The sequence below is a fragment of the Parasphingomonas puruogangriensis genome (assembly GCF_036663635.1).
Lineage (GTDB): Bacteria > Pseudomonadota > Alphaproteobacteria > Sphingomonadales > Sphingomonadaceae > Sphingomonas.
In genome coordinates, this window is the sequence record NZ_JAXOJI010000011.1 from 48830 (window position 1) to 72751 (window position 23922).

The window sequence follows — 23922 nt, forward strand, 5'->3', positions numbered from 1 at the left end:
GCCAGCTTTTGGCATGCGCTGCGGACCGAGGCGTTTTGGCGCTACGGGCGATTAGCTCAGTTGGTAGAGCGTCTCGTTTACACCGAGAATGTCGGCGGTTCGAGCCCGTCATCGCCCACCACTCCCCCATTTCAGCGGTCGCCAGCGGGCTTCACGGGGTTGCAGTAGCCCCGGGAAACCGCCACTTTCATAGCATCAAGGGTTCTCACCCGTCGACACCGAAGTAAGCTTCGGTTGGGGGCATGATGGGGGCACGCTAGCGAAAAAAGGGGGCATCGTGCCACTCACAGACATACAGGCTCGCAAAGCCGAGATCCGCGACAAGGGTTACAAGCTGTCGGATGCCGGCGGCCTTTACCTGTTCGTGACCACGAAAGGCTTCAAATCGTGGCGCCTGAAATATCGATTCGGCGGCAAGGAGAAGCGGCTGATCTTCGGTCCTTACCCAGAAGTGTCCCTAACCAAGGCGCGCGAAGAGCGCGATCGCGCGCGCATCCTGCTCCGCGATCACCGCGACCCGGGGCTCGAGGAGCGCAAGCGGAAGATGGCAGCGCACGCGGCCGCCGGCGTGACCTTTGAAAAAGTCGCGCGTGATTGGCACGACGCTCAGCGCGCTCGCTGGTCACCTGTCCAAGCGAAGAAGGTAATCCAGGCGTTCGAGCGCGACGTGTTCCCGCTGCGGTTCGCAAGATGCGCGGCCAAGATTCACACCCTTGCGGGTTAAGGTAGTTGCTAATGTAGATTGTCCGTTCGCAACATCCATGTCTATTTCTTCGAGCATGAAGTGGCGTGTCGGATTGCCTAAATTCTCGTAAGCCAAACCCATAGTAGCATCCCCCCTATAGCAGCACGGATTAGCTGTTATTTCAGCGAAGAATGCAAGTGCGGCAACATTAAGCAGCTACCTGCCACCCCAGAGGATCCGACACCCACCTGTTGATATCGCTTTCGTACCAAGCAACCACGTTCGCGCTCAGTGCGATCCGGCCCGGGAACTCGCCGACCTTCATCTTGCGATAGATGGTCGGCGTGGAGAGCCCGGTGCGCCGCCGCACTTCTGGCAAGCGAACCAGGCTGTCCCGGCTGCGATCAATCTGGCGCTGTGCTTCACGCTCCCCGGCCAACCCGCTCGCAGGATAGTTTGTCGGCCCGACGCTCATCGGCACCCTCCCATGTGATACCGGCGCCAATAGCTATCCCAGCGCGTGGCCGCGCCGGCGGCGATCGCGGCACAGGACAGGCTGCGGCCGTCGGGTAGCGTGCAGCGTTTCACCACGCGGGCGTAGGATTTGCCAACTGGCTGGCAGCTCAGTGTCTTCCGTAGCACCAAGCGCTCGACGATCGCGCGGCTACGCTCTGCCTGGGTATCAGAGCAGACGTAGGCTGCCTTCCCGCGGCGGCACGGCTCCGCGCTTTCGAAGTCGGGGGCCTGGATACCCGCGACACGCACCTTGACCCCGTTGGCGCACCATAAGGGGCCGTCACCATCATGCACGTTCGTGACGAGGCATAGGAAAGCGGCAGCGATCATTGAGACGCAAACCTTTTGGGAGATGGGAAGGACACCCGAAGCGGCCGGGCGCGTTGATGCTTCCCAACTAGGAGAGCGTCATGTCCGACCACAAGCCGTCCGAGCCCAGCCCCAACGACTTCAAAGACACCGCCCAGAAGAGCGAAGATGCCGGCATTGCCGATGAAGGCGCTGCCTACACGAACGCGATCGAGAAGGACGACGAGGCCGAAGCGCCCGAAGCCCACCCGAGCTGATCGGGTCGGACCATGCAGCGGCATCGCCGCCGAGTGTTGCTGCTGCTGATCTGCGAAAGTCTGGCCTATTAGCTCGCCGCGGTCGTCAGCGCCGATATCGTGCTCCGGCTCAAGGTCGGCGTCGCCATCAAGCTCGTCGAGCAGATCGATGAGTGCTTCCACGGCGCGTTCGATAGCGGCGCGCGCGGGTAGGGGGCGGGCGTTCATCGCGGCGGCTCCCCCACGATCCGGTAAAAGCAGATATTGTTCGATCGGCTGGGCGCCTGGTTCCGCCACCAGGCGTCCGGGTACGAGCCGGCATAATCTGATAGGTGATCGCCAATTACCGTCCCGCTGGCGAGCATCACCTCGACCAGCATCTTCGGTGAAAACGGAAACGGGCTGGGTATGTGCCTGATCCAGCCGTCTGCGCGAATGCGGACGCGCGGCTTGGCAGCACGCTGGATACGTGGTGCAGCGGTTTGCCCGCGGCCTAGGCGGTGTAGCCACGCGATCACCGCGCTTCATCCTTCTGCTGAGCTGCCTCTGCGACCTCTTCACGCTCGGCAGCGACCTTCGCGATAATGTACGCGCGATAGGCCTCGCGATCCGCGAACACGGGTTCAGCATATTCGATGCCGGCGCCTTGAATGCTACCACCTGGCATCTCGACGTAGAACTCGCCGTAATGCTGGCCGCTTCCATCGTTGCGGGAGGACGTCGCGTGACTGCCGATGGGCGGGCGCTCCGCAGAATGGAGCGCCCGATCGCCCGAAGCTTAATCGTCGTCGCGCGTGAAGGTTTTCTCGTCGAGCTGATCACCGTCGTAATCATCCTCATCCGTGGGACCAGCGGCGTCATCCATAGGTGGTTGTTCGGGTGGAATGATCTGCTCAACCTCGGTCGCGTCGACGGGCAGGTCATCTTCGGCTCGGTTATCGCTCATGGCTCTCTCCTCGGTTGCAGAAGCCATAACGCGCCGCGTGCGATTCAGGCCCGCATGCCGTTCCGTGGCTGGCACGCATCAGCGGGCGAACATCCAGATTTCAAAGGGCAAGCGATTGAGCGGTGATGAAACGCGGGCGATTCGGATCGACCGAGCGCGCAGGGCGCTGGCGGAACGCGCTGCTGCGTTTCCTGGCGAGGTGGCCCAAGCCAATCTGCGGCTGAGCCGCATCGACGCGGCCCGGAAGCGCGAGCGGCAGCGCTTCGAAACGCTGGTGCTCGGCCAGCTGCCGAAACCGCCGGTGTTCAAGAAACCGAAGGGCATGAAGGCCAGCGTCTGGCGGAAGGAAGAGGCGCGGCTGATCGCCGAGGCGCAGGCCGCGGAATCGATCGCCGCGCGGTGGTCGCACAAGCAGGGCACGCCCGAGACGCTCGAGCATGCCGCCCGGACGCACGATGGCGCGCTGGCCCAGCTCCATGCCAACGGCACGATCGACGCTGAACAACTCGAATGGGCGGCGCAGATCGCGAACGTGCACCGGAGTATCGAGGCAGACGTGGCGGTCAAGGTGGCCAGCTTCGAGGCTCGGGTCGATCAGTCGACACGCGGTGGTGCGGTCGGCGAGCGGATCCACCGCGTACGTATGCACCACGCCTACGGGATCTGGCGCGAGATGCTGCCGGCGCCCAGGGCGCTGGTGCTCGACATGATCGTCGGGGACGCGATCGGCTATACCGTCGCGGCGACGCGATACCGGGTCAACAAACGGAAGTCGAAGCGCCTGCTACTCGAAGCAATCGGACGCTGGCCTATGTGTGTGGCGGCAGCGTTCTCAGCAATCGATCAGGGTATGGTGGATGCAATGAACGAGGCCGTCGCGCCGGGCCATGTGATACGCCGCCCCGCCGACGCTGCCCCGCGACAGACCTACGATCAGGCGCGGCGGCAGGAGCCCGCAGCCGAGGCGACGAATGAGCCGTATCTTTTGCCGGCGATCGATCCCGCGTTTCTAGACGACCGCGGCTTTCTGCGACCGTGGGCGGAGATCGCGCGAATTGTGCGCGACAAGGTGGCGTTGTGTGAGGAATGACCGGAAATGGATGCTTTCAACAGCGTCTGGCGCCAGAAGACACCCAATTTACGCGGTTACGAGACGAGGCCTTGGCCCCTCATTATCGTCGAACCTTAGCGACGCCGCAATCGACATAAGAAGATCATGCGACTTCCAACCCGGCCCTGATGGAGTGTCAGCTTCCTCCGCTTGATCGAACTGAACGCTTACAGCCCGGTCGGTGATCTCGACCGCCTCACGAACGCTCAACGTCTCATTCTCGCAAAGCCCGTGGATGAGGCTTTCGACTAATAGCAGCGCTGCCTGGCCATGGGCGTCTGGCGACGAAGGCATCTGTCTGATGGGCTCGTTGTCGTTTGTTTGCATAATTCACTCCGATGCAGGCGGGAGCACCTGTTCGCTATTCCTCACCAGCACCTGATAAACCCAGCCAGCGATAAGCTCGGGTACACCAAATTTCTGCCAAAATGCTAACCTATGGCAATAATAGACAATAACATTAGGCAATGTCTTATGGGAGACAGGCGAGGTACAACCTCTCATGGCAAACCCATTTGTTAAAAAATTGAGCGGGTTAGCCGAATTAACAGCTGCCGACGCATCGGCGCTTGAAAAGGCCACTTCACGCACTCGCCGCTACACCGCCCGAAAGGACTTGATCCGGGAAGGCGATGAACCGGGCCCGATGTTCGTTATCCTGGAGGGTTGGGCCTGCCGCTACAAAGTGCTGCCGAACGGAGCGCGCCAGATCATGGCGTTCCTGATGCCTGGTGACGCCTGCGATCTGCATATCAAGCTACTCGCGGAGATGGACCACAGCATACAGACCATTAGTGCGGCCTTGGTGGCGACTGTCACGAAAGCTGAGATGCAAGCGATGATGCTCGAGCACCCGAACATAGCGAGCGCGATGTATTCAGCGCAGCTCGTGGATGAGGGCATCATGCGCGCGTGGATCGTTAGTATGGGCCGTAGAAGTTCGATAGAACGCGTAGCGCATTTGATGTGTGAACTTTATCTTCGGGCGCACGGTATTGGATTAGTCGTACATCAGGAGTTTTCTTTCCCGCTTTCGCAGACGGTTCTCGCCGATGCCCTGGGTATGACAGCAGTCCATATCAATCGCGTTTTGAAAGAGTTGCGGTTATCGGGTGCTATTGCACTGACGCGCGGCAGCCTGATCATCCGGAACCCAGTCCTGTTGATCCAAATAGCGGGCTTTGACGAAAACTACTTACACCGCCGTTTGCGTCAGGCCGGTTGAGCAACCCTAAGCCCGCGAACCGCCTTTAAAGGCCGACGCGCCTCCACCGCAGTCGTAAGATTGAAGCCGACTTCGTCCATCTTACGATGCTCGGTGATATCCTGGAGATACAGTTCTTACCAATGCGGCGCCGTAAGTCTCGCCAGCTCCGCATAGCTGGCGGCGCTCCGTCGATAAATAGTTGCGATCTCGGAGTCGGCGGTCGTCTCAGCGATCCTACGGGACCTTGCCGCGCGCGCCGCATAATCTTTGGCGTCTAAAGAAGGCATAGCGGTTCTCCAACGAACAGGAGCGGTTCCAATGCTCCAATTCGCTCCGGCTCTTTCGTGTGCGATGAGCTTTTATAGCTCTGCGAAATCCAGCAAATTTAATATAGATTAGGTTCGCAGCTGTTTTTTGGGCTCGTGGAGAGGATGACGAGCACAAAATGCGTAGTCCGTTCTCAATCGATCCTGCCGTTCGCTATCTGGCGTGATAAGCGATAGGGGCTTGCAGGCGGCCCCGAAAAGTGCCAAAAACGCCTTGGAACAATTATGTCCAGCGTAGATCGAAGCCCGCCCTAACCGGCGGGCTTTCGCGTTTTTGGGGATAATCGATGCCCGCCGAACGCCTGCGCGGGCGCGCCGGGCAGGCCAAGCGCAAACGCCGCCTCGCTCGCACCCATGGCCTATGCGAACGATGTGCCGGGCTAGGACGATGGGAAGGCCAGGGCCTAGGCCGCACCACCCTCGCGGACCGAGTGAACCACATCATCCCGCTCGACCACGATGGCAGCGATGAGGATGAGAACACCGAGAACCTGTGCCGGCCTTGCGACTTGATCGTCACGGCCGAGCAGTTCAGCTTTTCCAAGCCGGCGGAGGGCCGAGGTATCGGGCGCGATGGGCGGCCGACCAGCGCGGACCACCCCTGGAATAGGAGCCGTGATCGGCCGGATGTCCGAGATGGCGGAAAGGGACGTTGATAAAAACCGGGGAGTAGCCACATGCCCGTAGCGGTGACCTCGTTCACGCGTCGCATTGGGCGATCAAGTCCGGGACGGCACGGCAGTTTTAATTGAGGTTGCCATGGCCTGGGTTGCACTAGTTTTTGCGGGTCTATTCGAGGTTGTCTGGGCTTCTTCGATGAAGCAGTCGAATGGCTTCACCCGACTCTGGCCGAGCGTAATTACCCTCGCGGGCATGTTGATCAGCTTCGGTCTGCTCGCGTGGGCGATGCGCGTGCTGCCTTTGGGAACGGCATACACGATCTGGACAGGTATTGGTGCGGTCGGTGCATTGATCGTTGGCATCGTATTCTTTGGAGAAGCGATAACAGCGGTGCGGCTCATCGCTGCCGCGCTAATCGTCTGCGGCCTCGTGCTGATGAAAGTATCTTCAACCGGTTAGTTTTGTTTGCGGCCTGATAGGCGTGGCTCACGCTCGACCATTGGCAGCATGGCGCAGCCCACCCCCGGCCGAAAGGTTGAGGGGGCGGCGGGGCGGACACCGACCACGCCCTCCATGCGCACCGAGATCAATTTTTGAGGGGGGAGGGTTTCGGCCCGGTCGCCTGGGAGGCTCATCATGGCCGACATCATCGCACTGGAGGGGGGCGACGGCCTTCCGCCTGAGCCGAACTGGGTCCGCTATTTCGGTCGAAAAGCTGACCGTGATGCGGCGTCAGAGCATTGGAAGCGCATTGTCGCTGAGATGCGCTCGGCCGAAAAGCTCGCGGTCGCGAACACGCACGCCATCCAGCGTCTGGTCGTCGCATACGTGAGCTACGACTTGGCGGCCAAGACGGTGGCGAAGATGGGGCCGGTCATCCCGGCGCCGAAAACGAAGGTTCCGACGTACAACCCCTGGTGGACGGTGCAATCGAACGCGGCATCACAGGCCGAGGCGCTGGAGAAGCAACTGTGCATCTCGCCGCGCGACCGGGGGACCGGCGCGAAGGTAGAGCGGAAGGCTCGCAAGCAATCCGGCGGCGGTTATCTGAAGAACCGTGGCTAACCGCTTCCTGTCCGACCCGGACCCGACGACAGCGTGGGCGAAGGCGGCAGTAGACGGGAAGCTGTTCACCTGCGGCGAGCTGGTCCGACACGCGGCTGAGCGCCACCTGCGCGATCTTCGTGACGGTGACCGGACGGCCAAGCTCGCCGCTGTCGCCGAGGTCGCCCAGGTGTTCACCACGGAGGCGATCGCGCCGATCGTTGCATGTGCCGCCACACAGCAGGTTGCCATGCAGTCGGTCGATCCTGAAGGTGATCGCAGATTGCATTGAAAACCACACAATGCTGTGATCCCCCTTTTCCACAAAGGAACCCATAGCGGGACAATCGCCAGGGCGATCGTGCCGAGAGCCGTCCGGGGCACCTGCTTTCCCAAAACCTGTTCCCGATTGCTCTTTCCCGAAATTGCCAGTCGGAGACGGAGAAACGGGAAAGATTCTACGTAACGAATGGCCGTTATAGGGTGGCGGGGTCGCCTGCCTGAATGTCCGGGTGTGGGGGTGGGTTCAACGGGTGGTCGCAACGCATCATTCTCATGATGAGAAGGAGTGGTGCGATGAAGCAGCGTCGTCGGATATATTACTCGGCTGCTCAGCGGGCGGAGATCTGGGACAGGTGGCAGCGCGGCGAGTCGATGAGTTCGATTGGTCGCGGCTTTGAGCGGGAGAGCTCGTCGATCTTCTCGGTGCTCTCACCGTCGGGCGGGATCCGCCCACCCGATCGGAAGCGATCGGGGCGTGCGCTCAGCTTGGCCGACCGCGAAGAGATATCCAGAGGTTTGGTCGCCGGCCGTTCGCTGCGTGCGATTGCAGTCCAGCTCGGCCGCGCGCCGTCGACGATCAGCCGGGAGGTCGGCCGTAACGGTGGCGCGGATCGGTATCGTGCCACGCTATCGGATCAGGCGGCCTGGGATCGTGCACTGCGCCCGAAGCGCTGCAAGCTCGCTTGCCACCCGGGCTTGCGACGAACAGTATCACGCAAGCTACGCCGCAAATGGTCGCCAGAGCAGGTTGCGGGCTGGCTCAAGCATAGCTTTCCGGACGAAGACCAGCATCGCGTGTCACACGAGACGATCTACAAAAGCCTGTATATTCAGGCGCGTGGTGTTCTCAAGAAAGAGCTGCTCGGGCATCTGCGCGCCAAGCGCACGATCCGGCGCTCGCGCCACGCCAGCCTCAAGCGCGACGGGCTCGGCCAGATCAAGGACGCGGTCTCGATCAGCGAACGGCCCGCTTGCGTCGAGGATCGCGCTGTGCCCGGGCATTGGGAGGGCGATCTGATCTCGGGCGCGCGCGGCAGCCATGTCGTGACACTGGTCGAACGCCAGTCGCGCTACGTGGTCCTGGCCAAGGTCGCGAACAAGGAGACTGCCAGCGTCGTCACGGCCCTCATCAAGCAGGCGCGCAAACTGCCCCACGAACTCTACCGGTCGCTGACGTGGGATCGCGGCAAGGAGCTTGCCGACCATCGGCGGTTCACCCTTGCGACCGACGTCGCGGTCTACTTCTGCGATCCTCAGAGCCCATGGCAGCGCGGTACCAACGAGAACACCAACCGCCTGCTGCGGCAGTATCTGCCCCACGGCGTCGATCTGTCGATCTTCAGCCAAGCCCAACTCAGCGCCATCGCCCGGCAACTCAACGAGCGGCCCAGAAAAACCTTGATGTACCAAACGCCAGCTGAGAAGTTCGCTCAGAGCGTTGCGTCGATCGGTTGAACCCACCGGCGTTTGCTGTCCGGCCGCTTTTCGGTCGTTAGCTTTCCGGCGTCGTAATTGCCCTGCGCCTTTCAACGGCGGAAGTACTTGGAAAGCAACCACGCGGTTTGGGCGTTGGCTTTGGATGGTCGGGGCTTCGCGCCCCAGTTGCCCGGTCGCAGAGCGGGGGCAACCTCTCCTGCGACCGGGCGGCAAAGGCGATGGTGGAGAAGGCCTCTTGCCGAGCGACTTAACGCCGCGCTCTGTTGGCCCGTTCCAGCAATAGTGACTAACGCGGATTAGCCTCCACCATAAAGAGAGCGCTTTCTTTGAACCGTCTGTGCGTCACGCTATCTTTACTGTTGTTCGTCGAGCGTTCGCTCCGGTTGTTTGTACTGGTCGCTTGCGGGATCCGGACGAGACATAGGTATGCCAGTGTCCATCTCGCTAGCTAATGAAGCGCCATAGCCGGCCAGTGTCTCGCCCTGAGCGGTGAGCTTAATCGTTGTTCGCGCCGCCATGCCTGCTTCCCTAATGCGAGGCCCATGATCCGCTATAGATCGATGGGCCTCGTACTTTTGGAGTTATTGGCGGCGGGTAGTGTCGTCGTGGCGGTGATCGCGACGCTTCAGGCCTAAAAGCCCGGCGAGGCCGAGAAGCCCCAACAGGCCCCATTTGCCTTCGTCGCCATCATCGTTCCCGACGTCGTCTGAAGCGACGGAAGTCGCCGCCGCCGCTTGCGCTACAGTGACTCCCCCGGTCGCGACCATCAGTGCGGCAGCGGCCGTAAACGCTAGGTGCTGTTTCGACATTAACTTTCTCCCGTGGGCGCAAGTTCGCCGAAGAAAGACGGCCCTTGCTGCCTGTTAATGCCCCGCCGATGCCAGCAGTTCCGGGCCGCGGAGCCGAACGGGCTAACCTTAGTCAGTGTTTGCCCGTGTTCTGCCTGAGTTCGCGCCAACCGTTTCGCAAGGCGTTCGAACACCTTCGACGGCTTCCGAACTGAAGAAACTTAGTTGAGCATCCAACACGGCGGATCGACTAATTCGACGTCAAACGCCTGCACCAGCTTTAGAGCTTTATCGGCCGCCGTGAGGCGCCGCTCTTCGTCAGGGCTGGCAGCGTCCAAGAGCTCTGGACTAGCGTCTCACGCAGTTCGTCGGGGGGCATAACGTTCAGCAGTTGAACCCCCGGCATTGCAGGCGATCAAATCGATCGGCGATTTCGCGCCAGCGTTGTACGCCCGGCTCGTCGCCGGCCGACGCAAGTGCGCCGATGCGCGCGGCGATGAAAGCAGGCGCGTGGTCGCCGTGGATGCGCTCGACCTCCAGCGCCTCGGCGGACCGTTCGCGCTCCGGCGTCAGGTCGGCGGTTCCTGCCATCGGCTAATACTCCGCTGCGTCATACCCGTCCTAGCCTAGACGATTGTGCATTTAAAATTCCTTGCGAGCGCGGCGAAGCGGTTAGGCTGGATTCGTCATCGTGGCCGGTGATTTTATGGCAGCGAGGTGCATAACGTATAGGATGAGGCCGGCATCGTCAGTCACATCAATTTGCCAATCCTGATCTTCCCATATCAGCTCGGCGTGGTCTTTTAGTAGCTCGCCGACGAACTTTGCCAACTCGACGCGAAGGGCGGTGTGGTCATCCCGCTCTACCGTTTCAGTATTAGCGATGTGGGATTCGGTGCGAATGTTGATGTTATATTTTGGCATTCGGTCCTCCGATGGCACAGCGCTTCGGATAAGGGCAGGTTCCCACCTTTTTTACGGCTCATGCGCTACCTTTATGAGTCGAGCCCGCGGCGCCGGATCTCGGCGCCCAGCGCCGTAGCGGCCGGATCGCCTGGCTCGTCACCCCTTGCAACGTGGTAGGCCAGCAATTCTCGATCGGGCAGCAGAATTGCACGCATTCGGTCGCACTGCTGCAGCGCATCGTCAGCGTCCGCGTCGCGGCCTTCCGCTCGCATTCCCGCCGCAAAGCTGCAGATGGTCTCGATGTACGATGGGCCGTGCTCGTCGAGCAGAGCGCGATCGAGCTCGTATAGCTGGTCGTCGGTTTCGTGATCGCTCATCGGTTCATCGCCTGCCAGTCGCCCTCGGCGTCGTCGATCGCCTGAAAGGTGTCCCCATCGGCTTGCTGTTGTCGCAAGTGAGCACGCACGGCTTTTCCGGATCACCGTTCTTCGGGAACGTGCGATCGGCGCGGGCAGCGTCGGCCAGGTCATCAACCCAGTCGCCGCAGCCGCGTTGCGCGAGCAGCCATTTGCCGAACGGCTCGTGCTGGGCGGGGTAGCTCTCAGGGTCGCTGCTCTCTGCCATGGTCATCCTCGATTCGACGACCGGCATACCACGGCAGAGCTTTCGCATACGACGGGGAAAGGACCATGCTTTGCTGCCGAGAGCTATTCTGGCTATAGGAAGGGGATGACCCAGCAATCAACAATTGAGCGAGCTATAGAGATTGCGAAGTCGGGGAAATGCAATTCTCTTGTAGACCTCCGTCGTCAGCTATCATCGGAACAGTATTCGAACGTAGAACGCCATCTTTCTGGAAGTTCGATAGGCAAACAGATCAAGGCTCTGATCGACGAAGCCCAGGCTGCGGAGCGCGCTAAAGTGGTCAGTAGTCGATCCAAAACTGCGGATTAGGCCCAGCCGTCGTAGGCTCTCTCGTGGGCAGCTTATCGTTGAACGATCACAGCTTGTCGGTGCGCGTTCGCGGCGTCAGCGGTAAGCAGTTCAATGAATTGCGCCCGAATCGATAGAGACGCCTTTGACAACGCCCGCGTCATTTGCGCGTGATAGGCGTCGGGCGCGTCGGTCGCACGCCGATGCATCATGGTCCAGCCGCCAAACTCAGGCCGCTCGATAATACGATCCTCCAACACCGTGATTGAATGGTGACGACGATCGTCCACGATCCGCCCAAAAGTTGCTGCAACGCTGGCAGGCGGTCCCTCGAATGCCTGCAAGAAGCGATGTCCATCCGACCAAAGCAAGCCTGTTATTCCGTCGATCGCGTTGTTGTGCCGCGACTGCTGGAGGATACCTGCCAAATCGGCTTTATCACCCTCAATCGTGCTTAAGCTCACATAAACAATTTGTCGCACCTGCCGCCTTTCTCATAGCTTGGCGAGAACCTAAGCGATTTATCGGTGACCGTCGGTAACATAGGTCAGTCGTTCGCACCGTGGTCCGAACACGCGGACAAGCTTTATTTATTCATCGCTCCAGTGAGCTGGCAGGTGCCCCCAGTTTTCCGTCGAGCGACGGTTCAGCGCGGCCGCGACGGGCCGGAGTGGAGACCATCACAACCGTTCTGGCGCTGCCGCTTACTATCCGCGCGCCCGCCTTTGCGCGACCCACGCCAAGAAAACGCCGGCGGCAAATAGACCAACTTCCAGCCGGAGAGTTTCGAACAGCGACCAATAGCCACCCGAGCTTCGGTCCCGGACCCGCGTCCCGTTAACCACCGTCCCATAAAGGCCAACGGCACCCATGATCGCCATAGAAAGTCCGGCGAGGCGGAGGCCAAGCATTGGCCAAACATGTCGGTTGTCTGGGTTCTTAGTCACGATTGCTCCTGCCGGATTATTATATGGCGTCGCAATGGTCGGGTCCCAGTGAGCGGGACCGACGCGCTAGCAAAGACTCTGAAAACTTCAGGCGTGATCGAGCAAGAGCGAAATTAATGCTGGGGGCATGTGAGGGGGCACTCAGTCGTTTTCTGTATTAGAAAGCCCCGAAAGACGAGGGAAAACGATACCAATGTGGTAGGGTCATCGCCCACCATTCCTCCAAATTCCCGGTACCTAGAACGGATTGGCCGGAAGCATCGCCGCCGCTGCTTCCCTGGTCGCCGCGCTGATCTGCGGTGCGTGCATCCCAAAGAGGTCCGCATGCCATTGATCGCCGGCGCGCCACACCATGCCGATATCGATGCCATCGCGGTGGACCGTGTAGGTCTCGTCACGCGGCATCAGGGTATATTTGAAAGAAGCCATAGCGGCGGAGAACCAGCCAAGCGCCAAAACGCTCCCACGATCTCCCTAAAATGTTTCACATTTGCGACGAACCGCAATGTGCCGTCGTCAAACGGCATCCGGCCTATTTCGGAAGCGTGATTTCGAACAAGGTCGGCCAATTCTTGCCGGTGACGTACAGTTTGCGCGCCGCCCGATCATAGGCAATCCCATTGGCCACCGCATCCGGATCGGTGACCCCGACGCGCTTGGCCAGCAGCGACAGATCGATCATCTTCGCGACGCGGCCGGTGGCGGGATCGATGCGGACGATCAGCGGTGTCATCCAAATATTGGCGAAGATTTCGCCATTCACATATTCGAGCTCGTTGAGCTGGCGTACCGGCCGGCCGTCATAGGTGACTTCCAGGCGGCGTACGACCTGCATCGTCTTGGGATCGAGGAAGCGGAGCACCGGCGTGCCGTCGGACAGGATGATATGGTGGCCGTCGTCGGTCATCGCCCAGCCTTCGCCGTCATAGCGAAATGAGCCGACCTGCTTGAGCTTGGGCAGCGACCAGCGATAGCCCAGGCCGCCATGCCACACGACACTGCGCAGCTCCTTCCCCCATGCGACGATGCCTTCACCGAACAGCGCGGGCGGCAGCGTGATCTGGCGCAGCACCTTGCCGGTCTTAAGATCGATCTGGCGGATATGCGACGCGCCTTCGCGGCCGGTGCTTTCGTAGAGTTTGCCGTCGGTGATCAGCAGGCCCTCGGTGAATGCCTGCGGGTCATGCGGGTAGCTTGCGACAATCACCGGCTGGACTATCGGCGGGGTGTTCGAGCCCGACGGCGCGTCCTGCGCGGACGAGCCGGCGCACGACAGGAGCAAGGCGGCGACCGCAAGCGTCCGGGCGATCATAACGCACGGACCAGGCGGATCGCGGGGGCGATCCAGGGCGGCGCCGTGATCACCTGCTGGCGGTTGCCAACCCCTAGCGGGAGCAGATGGAGCTTATCCCCTTCGCGCCCGATCAGCCGCGCGAACAGGAAACGGCCGGCGGGGCGGGGGACGAGCACGTCGCGGTTGAGCGCGCGCGCGAACTCCGATGGGCCGAGCGTTTCGCACCACAGCGCGTCGCCGCTGCGATAGTCGCCGACACCTTGCGCGACGGTGATCGCGATCAGCCCAGGGGCGGGGGCCGGGGGGGGGGCGAGCGTCGCGGCATGTTTGGGGGCGTGCGCGCCGGCGGCATCGAGGATCGCGGCGACGGGGATTTCCGCACGGGTCGGCAATTTGACGAGATCGGCGGCGGTGACGCCTAGCGCATCGGCGATGCGGTTGAGCCAGCCGACCGAGACGGTGCGCGTGCCGGTTTCCAGCCGGCCGATCGTCTGGGCGGTGGTCGGCGGGTCACAGGCCCGGGCAACGTCGTCGAGCGTCAGGCCCTTGGCGCGGCGGACTTCGCGGATCGCGGTGATCATCTCGTTTCCTAACCAGATCGGTTTTTCCGCTGTCCTACAAACATGACGTTGTGGCAAGCGGTGATTCGCAGGCAAATGAGCGATGGCGATGCGGCGACTTGCGGAACGAACCGTGGCGGGAAGCGCGCGACGGGTGACGGTCCATCTGGCGGAATCGCCCCTGGGCTGGCTGCGCGCGCGTGGGCTGGTCGATGCGCGGCAGTTCGAGGCAGGCGAGCGGTTGCGCGGCGATTACGAGCGGGCGGCAATCGCGCCGCGCGTGACGATGCACTGGCAACCGCGCGTGCAGGGCGGCGGTGAAGGGCTCGATCCGTGCTCGGCGCAGATTGCGGCGAAACGGCGCTTCGATGCCGCGGTCGAGGCGGTCGGGCCGGGGCTCAACGATGTGCTGTGGCGCGTGGTCTGCGCCGGCGAGGGGCTGCCGGCGGCGGAAAAGGCGCTGGGTTGGCCGGTACGGTGCGGGCGCGTCGTGCTGACGCTGGCGCTCGATCGCTTGGCGGGGCATTATGGCCTGCGATAATGGGGCGGTGATGACGATGACGGCACAAGTGATCGCAGTGGCGGCGGATGACGAGCATCGTTTCGCCAAGCCGTGGCGGCCGGAGATCGTGCTGGTCGAGGGGCTCGGCGTCGAGGGCGACGCGCATCTCGGGATCACGGTGCAGCATCTGTCGCGCAAGAAGAAGGATCCGGGCCTGGCCAATTTGCGGCAGGTCCATCTGATCCATGCCGAATTGTTCGATGAACTGGCCGACAAGGGCTTTGCCGTGGCGCCGGGCGACCTGGGGGAAAATGTCACGGTGCGCGGGATCGACCTGCTTGGCTTGCCCGAGGGTGCGGTGCTGGCGCTCGGCGCGGAGGCTAGCGTGCGGGTGACGGGGTTGCGCAACCCGTGCGTCCAGATCGATCGCTTCCAGAAGGGGCTGATGGCGGCAACGTTGAACAAGGCGCCGGATGGGTCGTTGGTGCGCAAGTGCGGGGTGATGTCGGTGGTGCTGACCGGCGGCGTGGTGCGCGCGGGGGATGCCGTGCGGGTCGCCTCGCTACCGGAGATGTTCGTGGCCTTGCCCGTGGTTTGACGGCGTCGTCGCCGTGAACGGTGCTGTGCAATGCCATCAATCCCCCCACCGCGTCAGGCGATGAGGGGATTTCTGCCGGTTCGTCCGTTTACAGCTTGATGCTGCCTTCCAACCCGAAGGTGCGCGGCGCGTTGAAATTGCCGTAATCGCCGAGCACGTTGGAAATGCTGGAGGACGTGCTGTAGGTCACCGGCGTGACGCCGCTGGCGCTGGTGATCGTGGGCAGGGCACCCAGGCTGTTCGAGGGATCGCGGCGATACACATGCTGCTCGTCGAACAGGTTGCGTGCCCATAGCGATACGGTGAGCGTGCTCATGCCGTGCCCGAGATCGATTTCGGCCAGCGACAGGCGACCATTGACCAGGAACGAGGAGTCGTTCTTGGTGGCATATTGATCGAACGTCTGCGTCGCCTGGCTGTAATTGCCATCGAGATGGAAGCGCAGCGACGCGCCGGCGAACGGGATCTTATAGTCGATCGCGCCGCTTGCCGCATTGCGCGGCGTATAGACGACGTAGACGGTCTGCACGACGTTGGTGAACGGGTTCAGGATCGGCGGGATCTTGGTATAGGTATAGGCATAGCCGCTGGTCAGCGTCAGGCCGTCGAGCGGATTGACGGTCAGATCGGCTTCGATCCCGCGAATCTTGGTCGTGCCCGGCGCGTTAATCGTCTCGATCGTGTTGCGGCTGGTGCCGTTGACGTCGAACGAGACGTTGCTGAAGTCGATCTGGCTGTTCTTGCGGTCCATGATGTAGCCGGCCAGGTTGAGCCGCACATGATGATCGAGGAACTCGGTCTTGGCGCCGATCTCATAGGCCTTGACGTCTTCCGGGCCGAAGCTGCGATAGGTCAGCGAGCGCGAGCTGGCCCCGCCGGCGCGGTAACCGGTGGAATATTTGGCATACAGGTTGATGCCGGGCGCCGCGTCGAGCGCCGCGGTGACCATCGGATTGAAGCGGCTGGTGCTCTGATCGAGATGCAGATCGCTGCGTGCCTGATTGTTCAGGATGGTCAGATCGCCGGTCTTGTCGTCATGCGTATAGCGACCGCCGGCGGTGATGTGCAGCGCCTCGCCCAGTATCGCCGGAGTGTACGTCGCCTGGCCGAAGGCGGCATAGCTTTTCGATGTCGCGCGGCTGGCGCGATCGATCGAGCGGCAACCCTGCTGCGATCCGTACCCGTTCGATCCGGTGCACGGATCGACGATCGTCACCGTGCCGTTGGCGGCGAACATCGCCGAACTCGGCGTCGCGGCGTCGTCATGCGCGCTTTCGGTGAAGTAATAGAGGCCGACCGCGTAATCGAGCTGCGGCACACTGCCGACCGCCTGGAATTCCTGGCTGAACTGGTGCTGGTAGAGATCGGCCAGGCTGTAGCGGCTGAACAAACCGGCAGTGCCGGTGGTGGTCAGCGGCGGGCGATGCGCGCCGCCGCTATTGTCATATTGCAGCGAGGTCACGTCGCGGAACGCGGTGATCGAGCGCAATTCGATCCACGGCGCCAGCTGGTAGTTGAGGTGCAGCGTATAGCCGTGGGTCTTGTCGACGCTGGGCTGCTGCGGCACGCCGATATCGGCCACCTTCATGCGCGTCGTGCCATTGACCACCACGCCCGGCTGGAGCGCCTTCACCGTGCCGGTGAAGGTCGTCGGATTGGTGCCGGGAAGCACGCAACTGGATTGCGTGGCGGCCGCGCCGGCGGCGCAGCCATTGGGATTGTAATTGAGCAACTGGCTGTAGAACGGCGTGTTCTCGTCATAGCCTGCATCGAAGGCGAAATCGGCCTTGAACGCGTCGCTCGGCTGCCACAACACTTCGGCGCGACCGCCGCGGCGGTTATAGTAATTCCAGCCGGTCGAGCCGGCGAGCGGATCCTTGGTCGTCGCGCCCTGATATTGCACCACGCCGTCCAGCTTGACGCTGAAATTGTGGAATTCGGGCAGATCGATGTGCAGATCGCCATTATAGCCGCCATAATTGGCGACGCCCGCGGTGGCGCGCAGATCGAACTTGCCGGTCGGCGCCTTGGTGACGAGGCTCAGCGCGCCGCCTTCGGTGTTGCGGCCGAACAATGTGCCCTGCGGGCCCTTCAGCACTTCGACGCGATCAAGATCGAACAGCGCCGCGTTGAGGCCGTGCTGGCGACCGAGATAGACGCCGTCGATATAGATGCCGACGCCCTGTTCGCGGGCCGGCTGGTTGGCGTCGAGCGGCACGATGCCGCGGATGCCGATGGTCAGCGCGGTCTGGCGCGCCTCGAACGTCGCGACGCGCAAGCTCGGCACTGCGCCGTCGGCGAGATCGTACAGGCTCTGCACATGGCGATCGGCCAGCGCGGTGCTGTTGAGCACCGAGATGGCGATCGGCGTCTTCTGCAGGTTGGTCTCGCGCTTGGTCGCCGTGACGACGATGTCGGCGAGGCCCTGGCCGTCTTCGACCGGTTCGGCGACGACCGGTTCGGCGACCGGTTCGGCAACTGCTGCAACCGGCTCTGCGGTGGCGACCGGGTCCGCCGCCGGCGCGGTATCGGCCCAGGCTGGCGCGATGGTCGTCGCCAGAATCGAGGCGCCCAACAGCAATCGCAGGCGCAGGCCCGTCATAGTACGCATGATCATTTTCCCTTTTGAGCTACCGTGTTGCTCGTTCGTTTCCGAAGGCCGCTCTAGGTAGGCGGTGTGACGGCAAAGTTGCGAACCGGTCACCCGTCGGCAGGCGCTGCATGACAATTGAGCGTCGAATATGAGACATGAATGTGACAGCGTCAGCGGGCACCGGCGTTGGGGCGCCTGGCTATCCGCAACCCACCCTGCGGCGTATAGCGCCCGCGTTTCACGCGCCGCGTCGCGGCTGTCGGATGCCTGCCTGGAGTCGCCATCGATGCGCCTACTCATTATCGAGGACGATCAACCGCTGGCCGATCTGCTCGTGCGCGATCTGGCCACGCTCGGCCACGAATCCGTGATCATCGACAATGGCCGCGAGGCGTTCGCGCTCGTCGCGCGGGACAGGTTCGACGGCATCGTCGTCGATCGCATGCTGATCGGCAGCATGGACGGCGTGTCGGTGATCCGCTGGCTGCGCGACGCCAAGGTCGAGACGCCGATCGCCATGCTCACCGCCTACGGCACCCGCGACGAGAAGATCGAGGGATTGAACGCCGGGGCGGATGATTATCTCGTCAAACCGGTCGACGCCGCCGAACTCGAGGCGCGGTTCCGCGCGATAATGCGCCGCCCGACCGAAGCGCTGCAGCTTGGTACGCTGCAGGCCGGTGATATCGAGATCAACATCCACAAGCATCGCGTGTGGCGCGCCGGCCAGACGATCGAGGTGCAGAAACAGGAATTCAAATTGCTCGCCGAACTGATCCGCAACGCCGGCGGCGTGATGACCCGCGCGATGCTGATCGAGAAGGTGTGGGAGTATGATTTCGATCCCAAGGTCAAGATCGTCGATACCTATGTCAAACGGTTGCGGGACGCGTTGCATATCGATGGGCTTGACGATCCCATCGAAACGGTGCGCGGCGTCGGCTACATGATCCGCGGCTGATGCGCCCGCGGACTTTGCGTGGGCTCGGTCTGGCGTTCCTGATCGTGTTCCTTGCCACCGTCGTCGCGGTCGGCCTGGCGGTCTATGCGGCGACCCATCAAGCGCTCGATCATGAAGTCGATCGCCGGCTCGCCAGTGCCGCTGCGGTCATTCTGCCCGATACTGGGCAGGTCGCGGTGGCGCGCGTAATCGCGCGGATCGAGATGCTCGAGCGCCAGCGCGAATCGCGCGATCTGGGCTTCATGCTGGTCGATGCCCGTGGCCGGCGTATCGCCGGCACGCTGCAGATCCCGTTGCCGCCGCAGGGCTTTTCGCCGATCGATCGCGACGACCATATCCCGGGGCTGGTGCGCGGTCGCGCGCTGGTGCTGCCGGTTGGGCCCGACCACCGCCTGGCGATCATCGCCGAGAGCGAGCCGATCGACAATTTCGATTCGGTGTTCGTGCGTGTGCTGTTGCTCGGGCTGGCGTCGATCGCGGCGATGGTGGTGTTTGGGCTGATCGTGCTGACCTCGTCGATTGGGCATCGCTTCAGGGACCTGCGCGAGGCGGTCGAGGCAATCATGCAGGGCGATATGGACCGGCGCATCCGCGTGGCCGCTGCCGGCAACGAATTCGACGATCAGGCGCAATTGCTCAATCGCATGCTCGATCGCATCCAGCAGTTGGTGGTCGGCATCCGCCACGTCGCGCATGACGCCGCGCATGATCTGCGCACGCCGCTGGCGCGGTTGCGCGGCACCCTGGCCGCCCTGGCGCGCCGGGCGGAGGGCGGACCGCTCGATCAGGAGGTGCAGGCAGCGCTGGCGCAGACCGAAGATATGCTCGGCTTGTTTACGGCGATCCTGCGCATCGCCGAAATAGAGGGCGGCGATCGCCACGCCGGTTTTACCGCGGTCGATCTGGCGATATTGATCGATGATCTGGCCGACGCGTATCGGCCGGCGATCGAGCAATCGGGGCGGTCGCTGACGGTCGCTGTCACCGGGCATGTCGTGATCGATGGCGATCGGCAATTGCTCGCCCAGATGATCGCCAATCTGATCGAGAATTGCCTGTTGCACACCCCGCCGGGCACCGCGATCACGCTGACGATCGCGGCGCACGAGGACGATGTGACGATCATCGTCGCGGACAACGGCCCCGGCATCGCCATTGAAGACCGCGCCACGGCGATGCGGCGCTTCCAGCGCCTGACGGTCGACGGCATGCGCGGCGGATATGGCCTCGGGCTGCCGCTCGTCGCTGCGATCGCCAGGCTCAATCGTGGCGATCTCACGCTCGGCGACGCCCGTCCGGGCTTGCTGGTCACGCTGCGCTTCCCCGGCCATTACGGAGCGGGCCGCTAGGCGAGGCCTGGCGGGGCATGACAGTGGCAAGTCGGTTCGATGACCGCCTTGCCATTCAACCTTCATCAATCTGCCCCGCGTTCGCAATGGCGACGACTCATTGCCTTGCTATCGGCTCGATCATCAGGGGGCTGTAGCGATGACCAAGGCTGTACGCGCGATCATAGCCGCCGGGTCGATGCTGCTCGCCACGGGCGGATCGACCAGCACCATCGCGCCGGTCCCGTCCGACCCGCCGAGCAGCGCGGGTGCGCCAAGCTCTACCGCGCTGTCGTTGATGACCTACAATGTCGCCGGGCTGCCATGGCCGATCGCCAGCGACCGTCCGCAAGCGCTGACGCGGATCGCGGCGCGGCTCGCGGCCTTGCGGCGGGCGGGGCGGCAGCCGCATATCGTCGTGCTGCAGGAGGCGTTCACGCCAGAGGCGGCGGCGATCGCCGATCGCGCCGGTTATGCCAATACCGCCTTCGGCCCCGATGCCGCAGCGCGGGCCGTGACGCCGGCGTCGCCCGACGATCGGCGCTATCTGCAGCAAGCGCGCTGGGATCGCGGCGAACGCTGGGGCAAGCAGCTCGGCAGCGGTCTGATCATTCTCTCCGACTATCCGATCGTGTGGGTCGACCGAATGGCGTTTCCCGATTTCGCCTGCGCCGGCTTCGATTGCCTCGCCAATAAGGGCGCGGTGATCGCACACCTGCGCGTGCCAGGCCATCTCGCGTCTGTAGCGGTGGTCGATACGCACCTCAACGCGCGCAAGGCGGCGGGGGTGCCGCTGGCGCGGTCGCAAGAGGCTTATGCGCGCCAGGTCGGGCTGCTGGCGCAGTTCGTTGCGGCGCATGTTGCGCCGGATCAGGCGGTGCTGATCGGCGGCGATATGAACATCGGCGCCGATGCCGCGCGCAGCCGCAGCTTCTTTGCCGCGTTCGGCCAGCGCCGATTGACCTTCGTCGCGCCCGAGCTCGGTGGTGCGCAGCGCGCGCTCGGGCAGACGGCGGTCGACGATCCCCGCGCGCATCGCGACCTGCTCGCCTCGACTCGCCGGCGCAAGGATTGGGTGTTCGCACGCCTGCCCGGCGGCAGGACGATGAATGTCGCGCGCGCCCAGGTGCCGTTCGGATCGGAGCGCGATGGTACCACGCTGTCGGATCATGTCGGCTATGTCATCGATTATGGCCAGGACCAGGCCGCGCCGCGCCCGGTCGCGCTGGCGCTGAACGATCGATCCGCACCAGGCGGGCTGCGGTGATGGCCGTCATGCGGATCGTCGCCGCGCTCGCCACAATGATCGCCGGCACGACTGCCGCCGCGGCGCAGACGATCACCGGCCCCGCACCGGCGCCATCGCGCACCGACGACGCGGTCCGCTACCGGATGATGACGCTGGAGCGCGTGCCCGATGGCGGGCGCGATCACGATCTGGCGATCGTGGCGCAGCGCCGGACCTATCGGCTGGGCAGTCCGCCATCCGCGGCGCGCAACGAAGCGCGCTCGCTGTCGCATGATGGGCGTGCGCGCAGCCGCATCACGTCCTTTCGGGTGGCCGACCGCTTCACGATCGGGGATCACCTTGTCGCCGATATCGGCTGGCGCGGCTACAAGGTCAGCAACCGCAACGCCAATGCGGCGACGGACGGCAACGACCGGCTGGCCGCGCACGATTGGTTCCTGCCGCGCGCCACGCTCGACTATCGGCCCGCCGCGGACCTGTCATTGTCGCTGGGCTATCATGAGACGATGCGCGCCTATGAGGGCGCCGGTTCGGTCGGGCCGCTGGGTCTGACGCGCGACGGGTTCGATACGTTGCGCCAGACGCTGCGGCCGGAGCGATCGCGCCAGTTCCGCCTCGACGGCCACTGGCAGGTGCGCGAGCTACGTCTGTCGCTCGGTGGTTTCCATGCCGAAGCGCGCGACACGCTGGGCTTTGCCGATCGCTCCTATGTCCCGGTCAATCGCGGATCGGTCGCCCTTTCGGGGATCACTGTGGCGGCCGAGCATCACGTGACGCCCAGCCTATCTTGGTCGGCGCGCTATCGCCGCGCCAATGGGCGCAGCTTGGGCGCGCTGCAGGAGCAGGAGTTCGGGGCTGACGCGGCGTGGAGCAGGGGGGATTGGCGCGGCACGCTGGGCACCAGCCGATCCCGCGCGACGCTGTCCGGGGCAAATGCGACGACCGCGCCGCTACGGCTCGAAGCGGCGATCGGTTACACGACGACCAGCATCGCCGATCGTCCGCTGCTGCTGTCCGCGCGTTTGACCAATCCCAGCCGGCTGGCCAGCGTGCGGCTGTTGGAAGACACGGGCGCGCTGCGCGCCGCCGATCGTGCGCGCGGCATGATGCTCGGCGCGACCATGATATGGTAGGCGCCGTCCGCTACGATTCAGACCGCCCGGCCTAAGGCGGCGGCAAGACCGCCTTTTGGCAGGTCGCAACGGTAGCGGCCCGACGCCGGCTTGCCTGGGGCCATAACTGCGTGCATGACCATGGCGGGTGCCTGCTTCGTCTGGAGCGGGCAGGTATCGCGCTGGTCGGGCCGCCAGCGGATGATCGCTATGTCCGGAATTATTGATGGCCCTCCCGCGCCTTAGGCAGCCAAGCGCGCTGCGCACGTTTCTCGAACGGCAATCTTCGGCCGGGCTGGTGCTGATGGGCGCGGCTGCCATCGCGCTGATCGTCGCTAATTCGCCGTTCGCCGCGGACTATGCCGCCGTCCTGCACGCCAAGATCGGTCCGCTATCGATCGGGCATTGGATCAATGACGGCCTGATGGCGCTGTTCTTCCTGTTCGTCGGGCTGGAGATCAAGCGCGAAACCCTGGACGGCCAATTATCCAGCTGGTCGCGGCGCATCCTGCCCGGCATCGCTGCTGCCGGGGGCATGGTGGTGCCAGCGTTGGTCTATCTCGGCTTCAATCACACGGCCAACGCTTCCGGCTGGGCGATACCGGCGGCGACCGATATCGCCTTTGCGCTGGGCGTGATCGCTCTGCTGGGCAAGCGCGTGCCGGCATCGCTGCGCGTGTTCCTCACCGCGCTGGCGATCATCGACGATCTCGGCGCGGTGCTGATCATCGCCTTTTTCTACACCGCGGCGCTGTCGCTACCGGATCTGGCGGGCGCCGCGGCGGTCGTCGGCATGCTGATCGGGCTAAATCGCTACGGGGTACGACGCCTGACGCCCTATGTGCTGCTCGGAATCGTACTGTGGGTGTTGATGCTGCGGTCGGGCATTCATGCGACGCTCGCGGGGGTGATCCTGGCCTTCACCATTCCGCTGCAACGCACGCCCGCGCAACTGGACGCGCCTGACACCAGCCCGGCGCACCGGCTGGAGCATTGGCTGCACGTTCCGGTGGGCTTTCTGGTCGTGCCGATCTTCGGCCTGGCCAATGCCGGCGTGCCTTTCCTCGGCCTGCCGGCGGACGCCCTGACGGCGCCGGTTACGCTCGGGGTCGCATTGGGCTTGTTGGTCGGCAAGGTGACGGGGGTATTCGTCTTCTCCATGCTAACGGTCCGGCTCGGTTTCGCGGACATGCCGGCGCATGCCGGGCGGCTGCAATTGTTCGGTGTGTCGTTGCTGTGTGGGATCGGCTTCACGATGAGCCTGTTCATCGCGCCGCTGGCCTTCCCGGCGGAGATAGTGCTGCAGACCGAGGCCAAGCTGGGGATCGTGCTGGGCTCGTTCGTCGCGGGAGTGCTCGGCTATCTCGTGTTGCGCACGGCGGGTGGTCCACCGCGCAAGCCGAAGGTGTCGTCGGGATTGTAAGCGGTACG

General features: G+C 63.3%; 28 protein-coding genes and 1 tRNA gene. 17 read left to right on the forward strand and 12 right to left on the reverse strand.

What is annotated here, in order from left to right; genetic code table 11:
• Window positions 1–45: 45 nt before the first annotated feature.
• A tRNA-Val gene (locus U1739_RS19815) sits at window positions 46–121 on the forward strand.
• 156 nt (window positions 122–277) lie between these two features.
• A complete protein-coding gene (locus U1739_RS19820) occupies window positions 278–724 on the forward strand; it encodes a tyrosine-type recombinase/integrase (protein WP_332710338.1) in 447 nt (148 codons plus the stop codon).
• 169 nt (window positions 725–893) lie between these two features.
• On the opposite strand, the gene U1739_RS19825 is transcribed toward U1739_RS19820, so the two are convergent.
• On the reverse strand, window positions 894–1160 hold the full coding sequence (locus U1739_RS19825; protein WP_332710339.1) for a helix-turn-helix transcriptional regulator: 267 nt from the start codon (window positions 1158–1160) through the stop codon (window positions 894–896).
• A 451-nt stretch (window positions 1161–1611) separates the two neighbouring features.
• Here U1739_RS19825 and U1739_RS19830 point away from each other — a divergent pair, with 451 nt between their 5' ends.
• Window positions 1612–1767 carry a hypothetical protein gene (locus U1739_RS19830; RefSeq protein ID WP_332710340.1) on the forward strand — a complete coding sequence of 52 codons (156 nt, stop codon included), beginning with the start codon at window positions 1612–1614 and terminating at the stop codon, window positions 1765–1767.
• A 757-nt stretch (window positions 1768–2524) separates the two neighbouring features.
• Here the strand turns inward: U1739_RS19830 and U1739_RS19835 are convergent.
• Window positions 2525–2692: a hypothetical protein gene (locus U1739_RS19835; RefSeq protein ID WP_332710341.1), complete on the reverse strand. Its 168-nt coding sequence runs from the start codon at window positions 2690–2692 to the stop codon at window positions 2525–2527.
• Here U1739_RS19835 and U1739_RS19840 point away from each other — a divergent pair.
• The 7 genes from U1739_RS19840 (at window position 2691) to U1739_RS19870 (ending at window position 8738) form a co-directional block, all read left to right on the forward strand.
• Window positions 2691–3782, forward strand: coding sequence for a hypothetical protein (locus U1739_RS19840; protein WP_332710342.1), 1092 nt, complete (start codon window positions 2691–2693; stop codon window positions 3780–3782). The genes U1739_RS19835 and U1739_RS19840 overlap by 2 nt on opposite strands.
• Window positions 3783–4305: 523 nt before the next feature.
• Window positions 4306–5028, forward strand: a complete 723-nt coding sequence (locus tag U1739_RS19845; RefSeq protein WP_332710343.1) for a Crp/Fnr family transcriptional regulator — start codon at window positions 4306–4308, stop codon at window positions 5026–5028.
• Window positions 5029–5623: 595 nt separating this feature from the next.
• Window positions 5624–5992 (forward strand): HNH endonuclease, encoded by a 369-nt coding sequence (locus tag U1739_RS19850; protein ID WP_332710344.1) that lies wholly within the window; start codon window positions 5624–5626, stop codon window positions 5990–5992.
• A 103-nt stretch (window positions 5993–6095) separates the two neighbouring features.
• On the forward strand, window positions 6096–6416 hold the full coding sequence (locus U1739_RS19855; protein ID WP_332710345.1) for a DMT family transporter: 321 nt from the start codon (window positions 6096–6098) through the stop codon (window positions 6414–6416).
• A gap of 177 nt (window positions 6417–6593) precedes the next feature.
• Window positions 6594–7022, forward strand: a complete 429-nt coding sequence (locus tag U1739_RS19860) for a P27 family phage terminase small subunit (protein WP_332710346.1) — start codon at window positions 6594–6596, stop codon at window positions 7020–7022.
• Window positions 7015–7293, forward strand: a complete 279-nt coding sequence (locus U1739_RS19865; RefSeq protein WP_332710347.1) for a hypothetical protein — start codon at window positions 7015–7017, stop codon at window positions 7291–7293. The genes U1739_RS19860 and U1739_RS19865 overlap by 8 nt, the downstream gene beginning before the upstream one ends.
• Before the next feature lie 284 nt (window positions 7294–7577).
• Entirely contained in the window at window positions 7578–8738 is a 1161-nt protein-coding gene (locus U1739_RS19870) for an IS30 family transposase (protein ID WP_332710348.1), read from the forward strand.
• Between the two features lie 563 nt (window positions 8739–9301).
• Here the strand turns inward: U1739_RS19870 and U1739_RS19875 are convergent.
• From U1739_RS19875 to U1739_RS19915, 9 genes are all read right to left on the reverse strand, one after another.
• Window positions 9302–9529: a WGxxGxxG family protein gene (locus U1739_RS19875; protein WP_332710349.1), complete on the reverse strand. Its 228-nt coding sequence runs from the start codon at window positions 9527–9529 to the stop codon at window positions 9302–9304.
• Between the two features lie 363 nt (window positions 9530–9892).
• Entirely contained in the window at window positions 9893–10099 is a 207-nt protein-coding gene (locus tag U1739_RS19880) for a DUF6961 family protein (protein ID WP_332710350.1), read from the reverse strand.
• An 81-nt stretch (window positions 10100–10180) separates the two neighbouring features.
• Window positions 10181–10432 (reverse strand): DUF6894 family protein, encoded by a 252-nt coding sequence (locus tag U1739_RS19885; RefSeq protein ID WP_332710351.1) that lies wholly within the window; start codon window positions 10430–10432, stop codon window positions 10181–10183.
• 71 nt (window positions 10433–10503) lie between these two features.
• Window positions 10504–10791, reverse strand: coding sequence for a hypothetical protein (locus U1739_RS19890; protein ID WP_332710352.1), 288 nt, complete (start codon window positions 10789–10791; stop codon window positions 10504–10506).
• A 4-nt stretch (window positions 10792–10795) separates the two neighbouring features.
• Window positions 10796–11044: a hypothetical protein gene (locus tag U1739_RS19895; protein ID WP_332710353.1), complete on the reverse strand. Its 249-nt coding sequence runs from the start codon at window positions 11042–11044 to the stop codon at window positions 10796–10798.
• A 356-nt stretch (window positions 11045–11400) separates the two neighbouring features.
• Entirely contained in the window at window positions 11401–11829 is a 429-nt protein-coding gene (locus U1739_RS19900; RefSeq protein ID WP_332710354.1) for a BLUF domain-containing protein, read from the reverse strand.
• Window positions 11830–12531: 702 nt separating this feature from the next.
• Window positions 12532–12750, reverse strand: a complete 219-nt coding sequence (locus tag U1739_RS19905; RefSeq protein WP_332710355.1) for a hypothetical protein — start codon at window positions 12748–12750, stop codon at window positions 12532–12534.
• Window positions 12751–12826: 76 nt separating this feature from the next.
• Entirely contained in the window at window positions 12827–13606 is a 780-nt protein-coding gene (locus U1739_RS19910; RefSeq protein ID WP_332710356.1) for a glutaminyl-peptide cyclotransferase, read from the reverse strand.
• Complete coding sequence (locus U1739_RS19915; RefSeq protein WP_332710357.1) at window positions 13603–14169, reverse strand: helix-turn-helix domain-containing protein; 567 nt, start codon at window positions 14167–14169, stop codon at window positions 13603–13605. The genes U1739_RS19910 and U1739_RS19915 overlap by 4 nt, the downstream gene beginning before the upstream one ends.
• Before the next feature lie 88 nt (window positions 14170–14257).
• Between U1739_RS19915 and U1739_RS19920 the strand changes: the two genes are divergently transcribed.
• Together U1739_RS19920 and U1739_RS19925 are read left to right on the forward strand one after the other, a co-directional pair.
• Window positions 14258–14689 carry a DUF6456 domain-containing protein gene (locus tag U1739_RS19920; RefSeq protein WP_332710358.1) on the forward strand — a complete coding sequence of 144 codons (432 nt, stop codon included), beginning with the start codon at window positions 14258–14260 and terminating at the stop codon, window positions 14687–14689.
• The gene (locus tag U1739_RS19925) at window positions 14676–15248 is read left to right on the forward strand and encodes an MOSC domain-containing protein (RefSeq protein WP_332710359.1); all 573 of its coding nucleotides are present in this window, start codon (window positions 14676–14678) and stop codon (window positions 15246–15248) included. Before U1739_RS19920 ends, U1739_RS19925 begins: the two co-directional genes overlap by 14 nt.
• Window positions 15249–15336: 88 nt before the next feature.
• On the opposite strand, the gene U1739_RS19930 is transcribed toward U1739_RS19925, so the two are convergent.
• A complete protein-coding gene (locus U1739_RS19930) occupies window positions 15337–17865 on the reverse strand; it encodes a TonB-dependent receptor (RefSeq protein WP_443025615.1) in 2529 nt (842 codons plus the stop codon).
• 262 nt (window positions 17866–18127) lie between these two features.
• Here U1739_RS19930 and U1739_RS19935 point away from each other — a divergent pair, with 262 nt between their 5' ends.
• From U1739_RS19935 to nhaA, 5 genes are all read left to right on the forward strand, one after another.
• Window positions 18128–18802, forward strand: a complete 675-nt coding sequence (locus U1739_RS19935; protein WP_332710361.1) for a response regulator transcription factor — start codon at window positions 18128–18130, stop codon at window positions 18800–18802.
• Window positions 18802–20151, forward strand: a complete 1350-nt coding sequence (locus U1739_RS19940; RefSeq protein ID WP_332710362.1) for an ATP-binding protein — start codon at window positions 18802–18804, stop codon at window positions 20149–20151. Before U1739_RS19935 ends, U1739_RS19940 begins: the two co-directional genes overlap by 1 nt.
• Window positions 20152–20290: 139 nt before the next feature.
• On the forward strand, window positions 20291–21397 hold the full coding sequence (locus U1739_RS19945; RefSeq protein WP_332710363.1) for an endonuclease/exonuclease/phosphatase family protein: 1107 nt from the start codon (window positions 20291–20293) through the stop codon (window positions 21395–21397).
• Window positions 21397–22512 (forward strand): TonB-dependent receptor domain-containing protein, encoded by a 1116-nt coding sequence (locus U1739_RS19950; protein WP_332710376.1) that lies wholly within the window; start codon window positions 21397–21399, stop codon window positions 22510–22512. Before U1739_RS19945 ends, U1739_RS19950 begins: the two co-directional genes overlap by 1 nt.
• Before the next feature lie 205 nt (window positions 22513–22717).
• Window positions 22718–23914 carry a Na+/H+ antiporter NhaA gene (gene nhaA, locus U1739_RS19955; RefSeq protein ID WP_332710364.1) on the forward strand — a complete coding sequence of 399 codons (1197 nt, stop codon included), beginning with the start codon at window positions 22718–22720 and terminating at the stop codon, window positions 23912–23914.
• The last annotated feature ends 8 nt before the right edge of the window (window positions 23915–23922 follow it).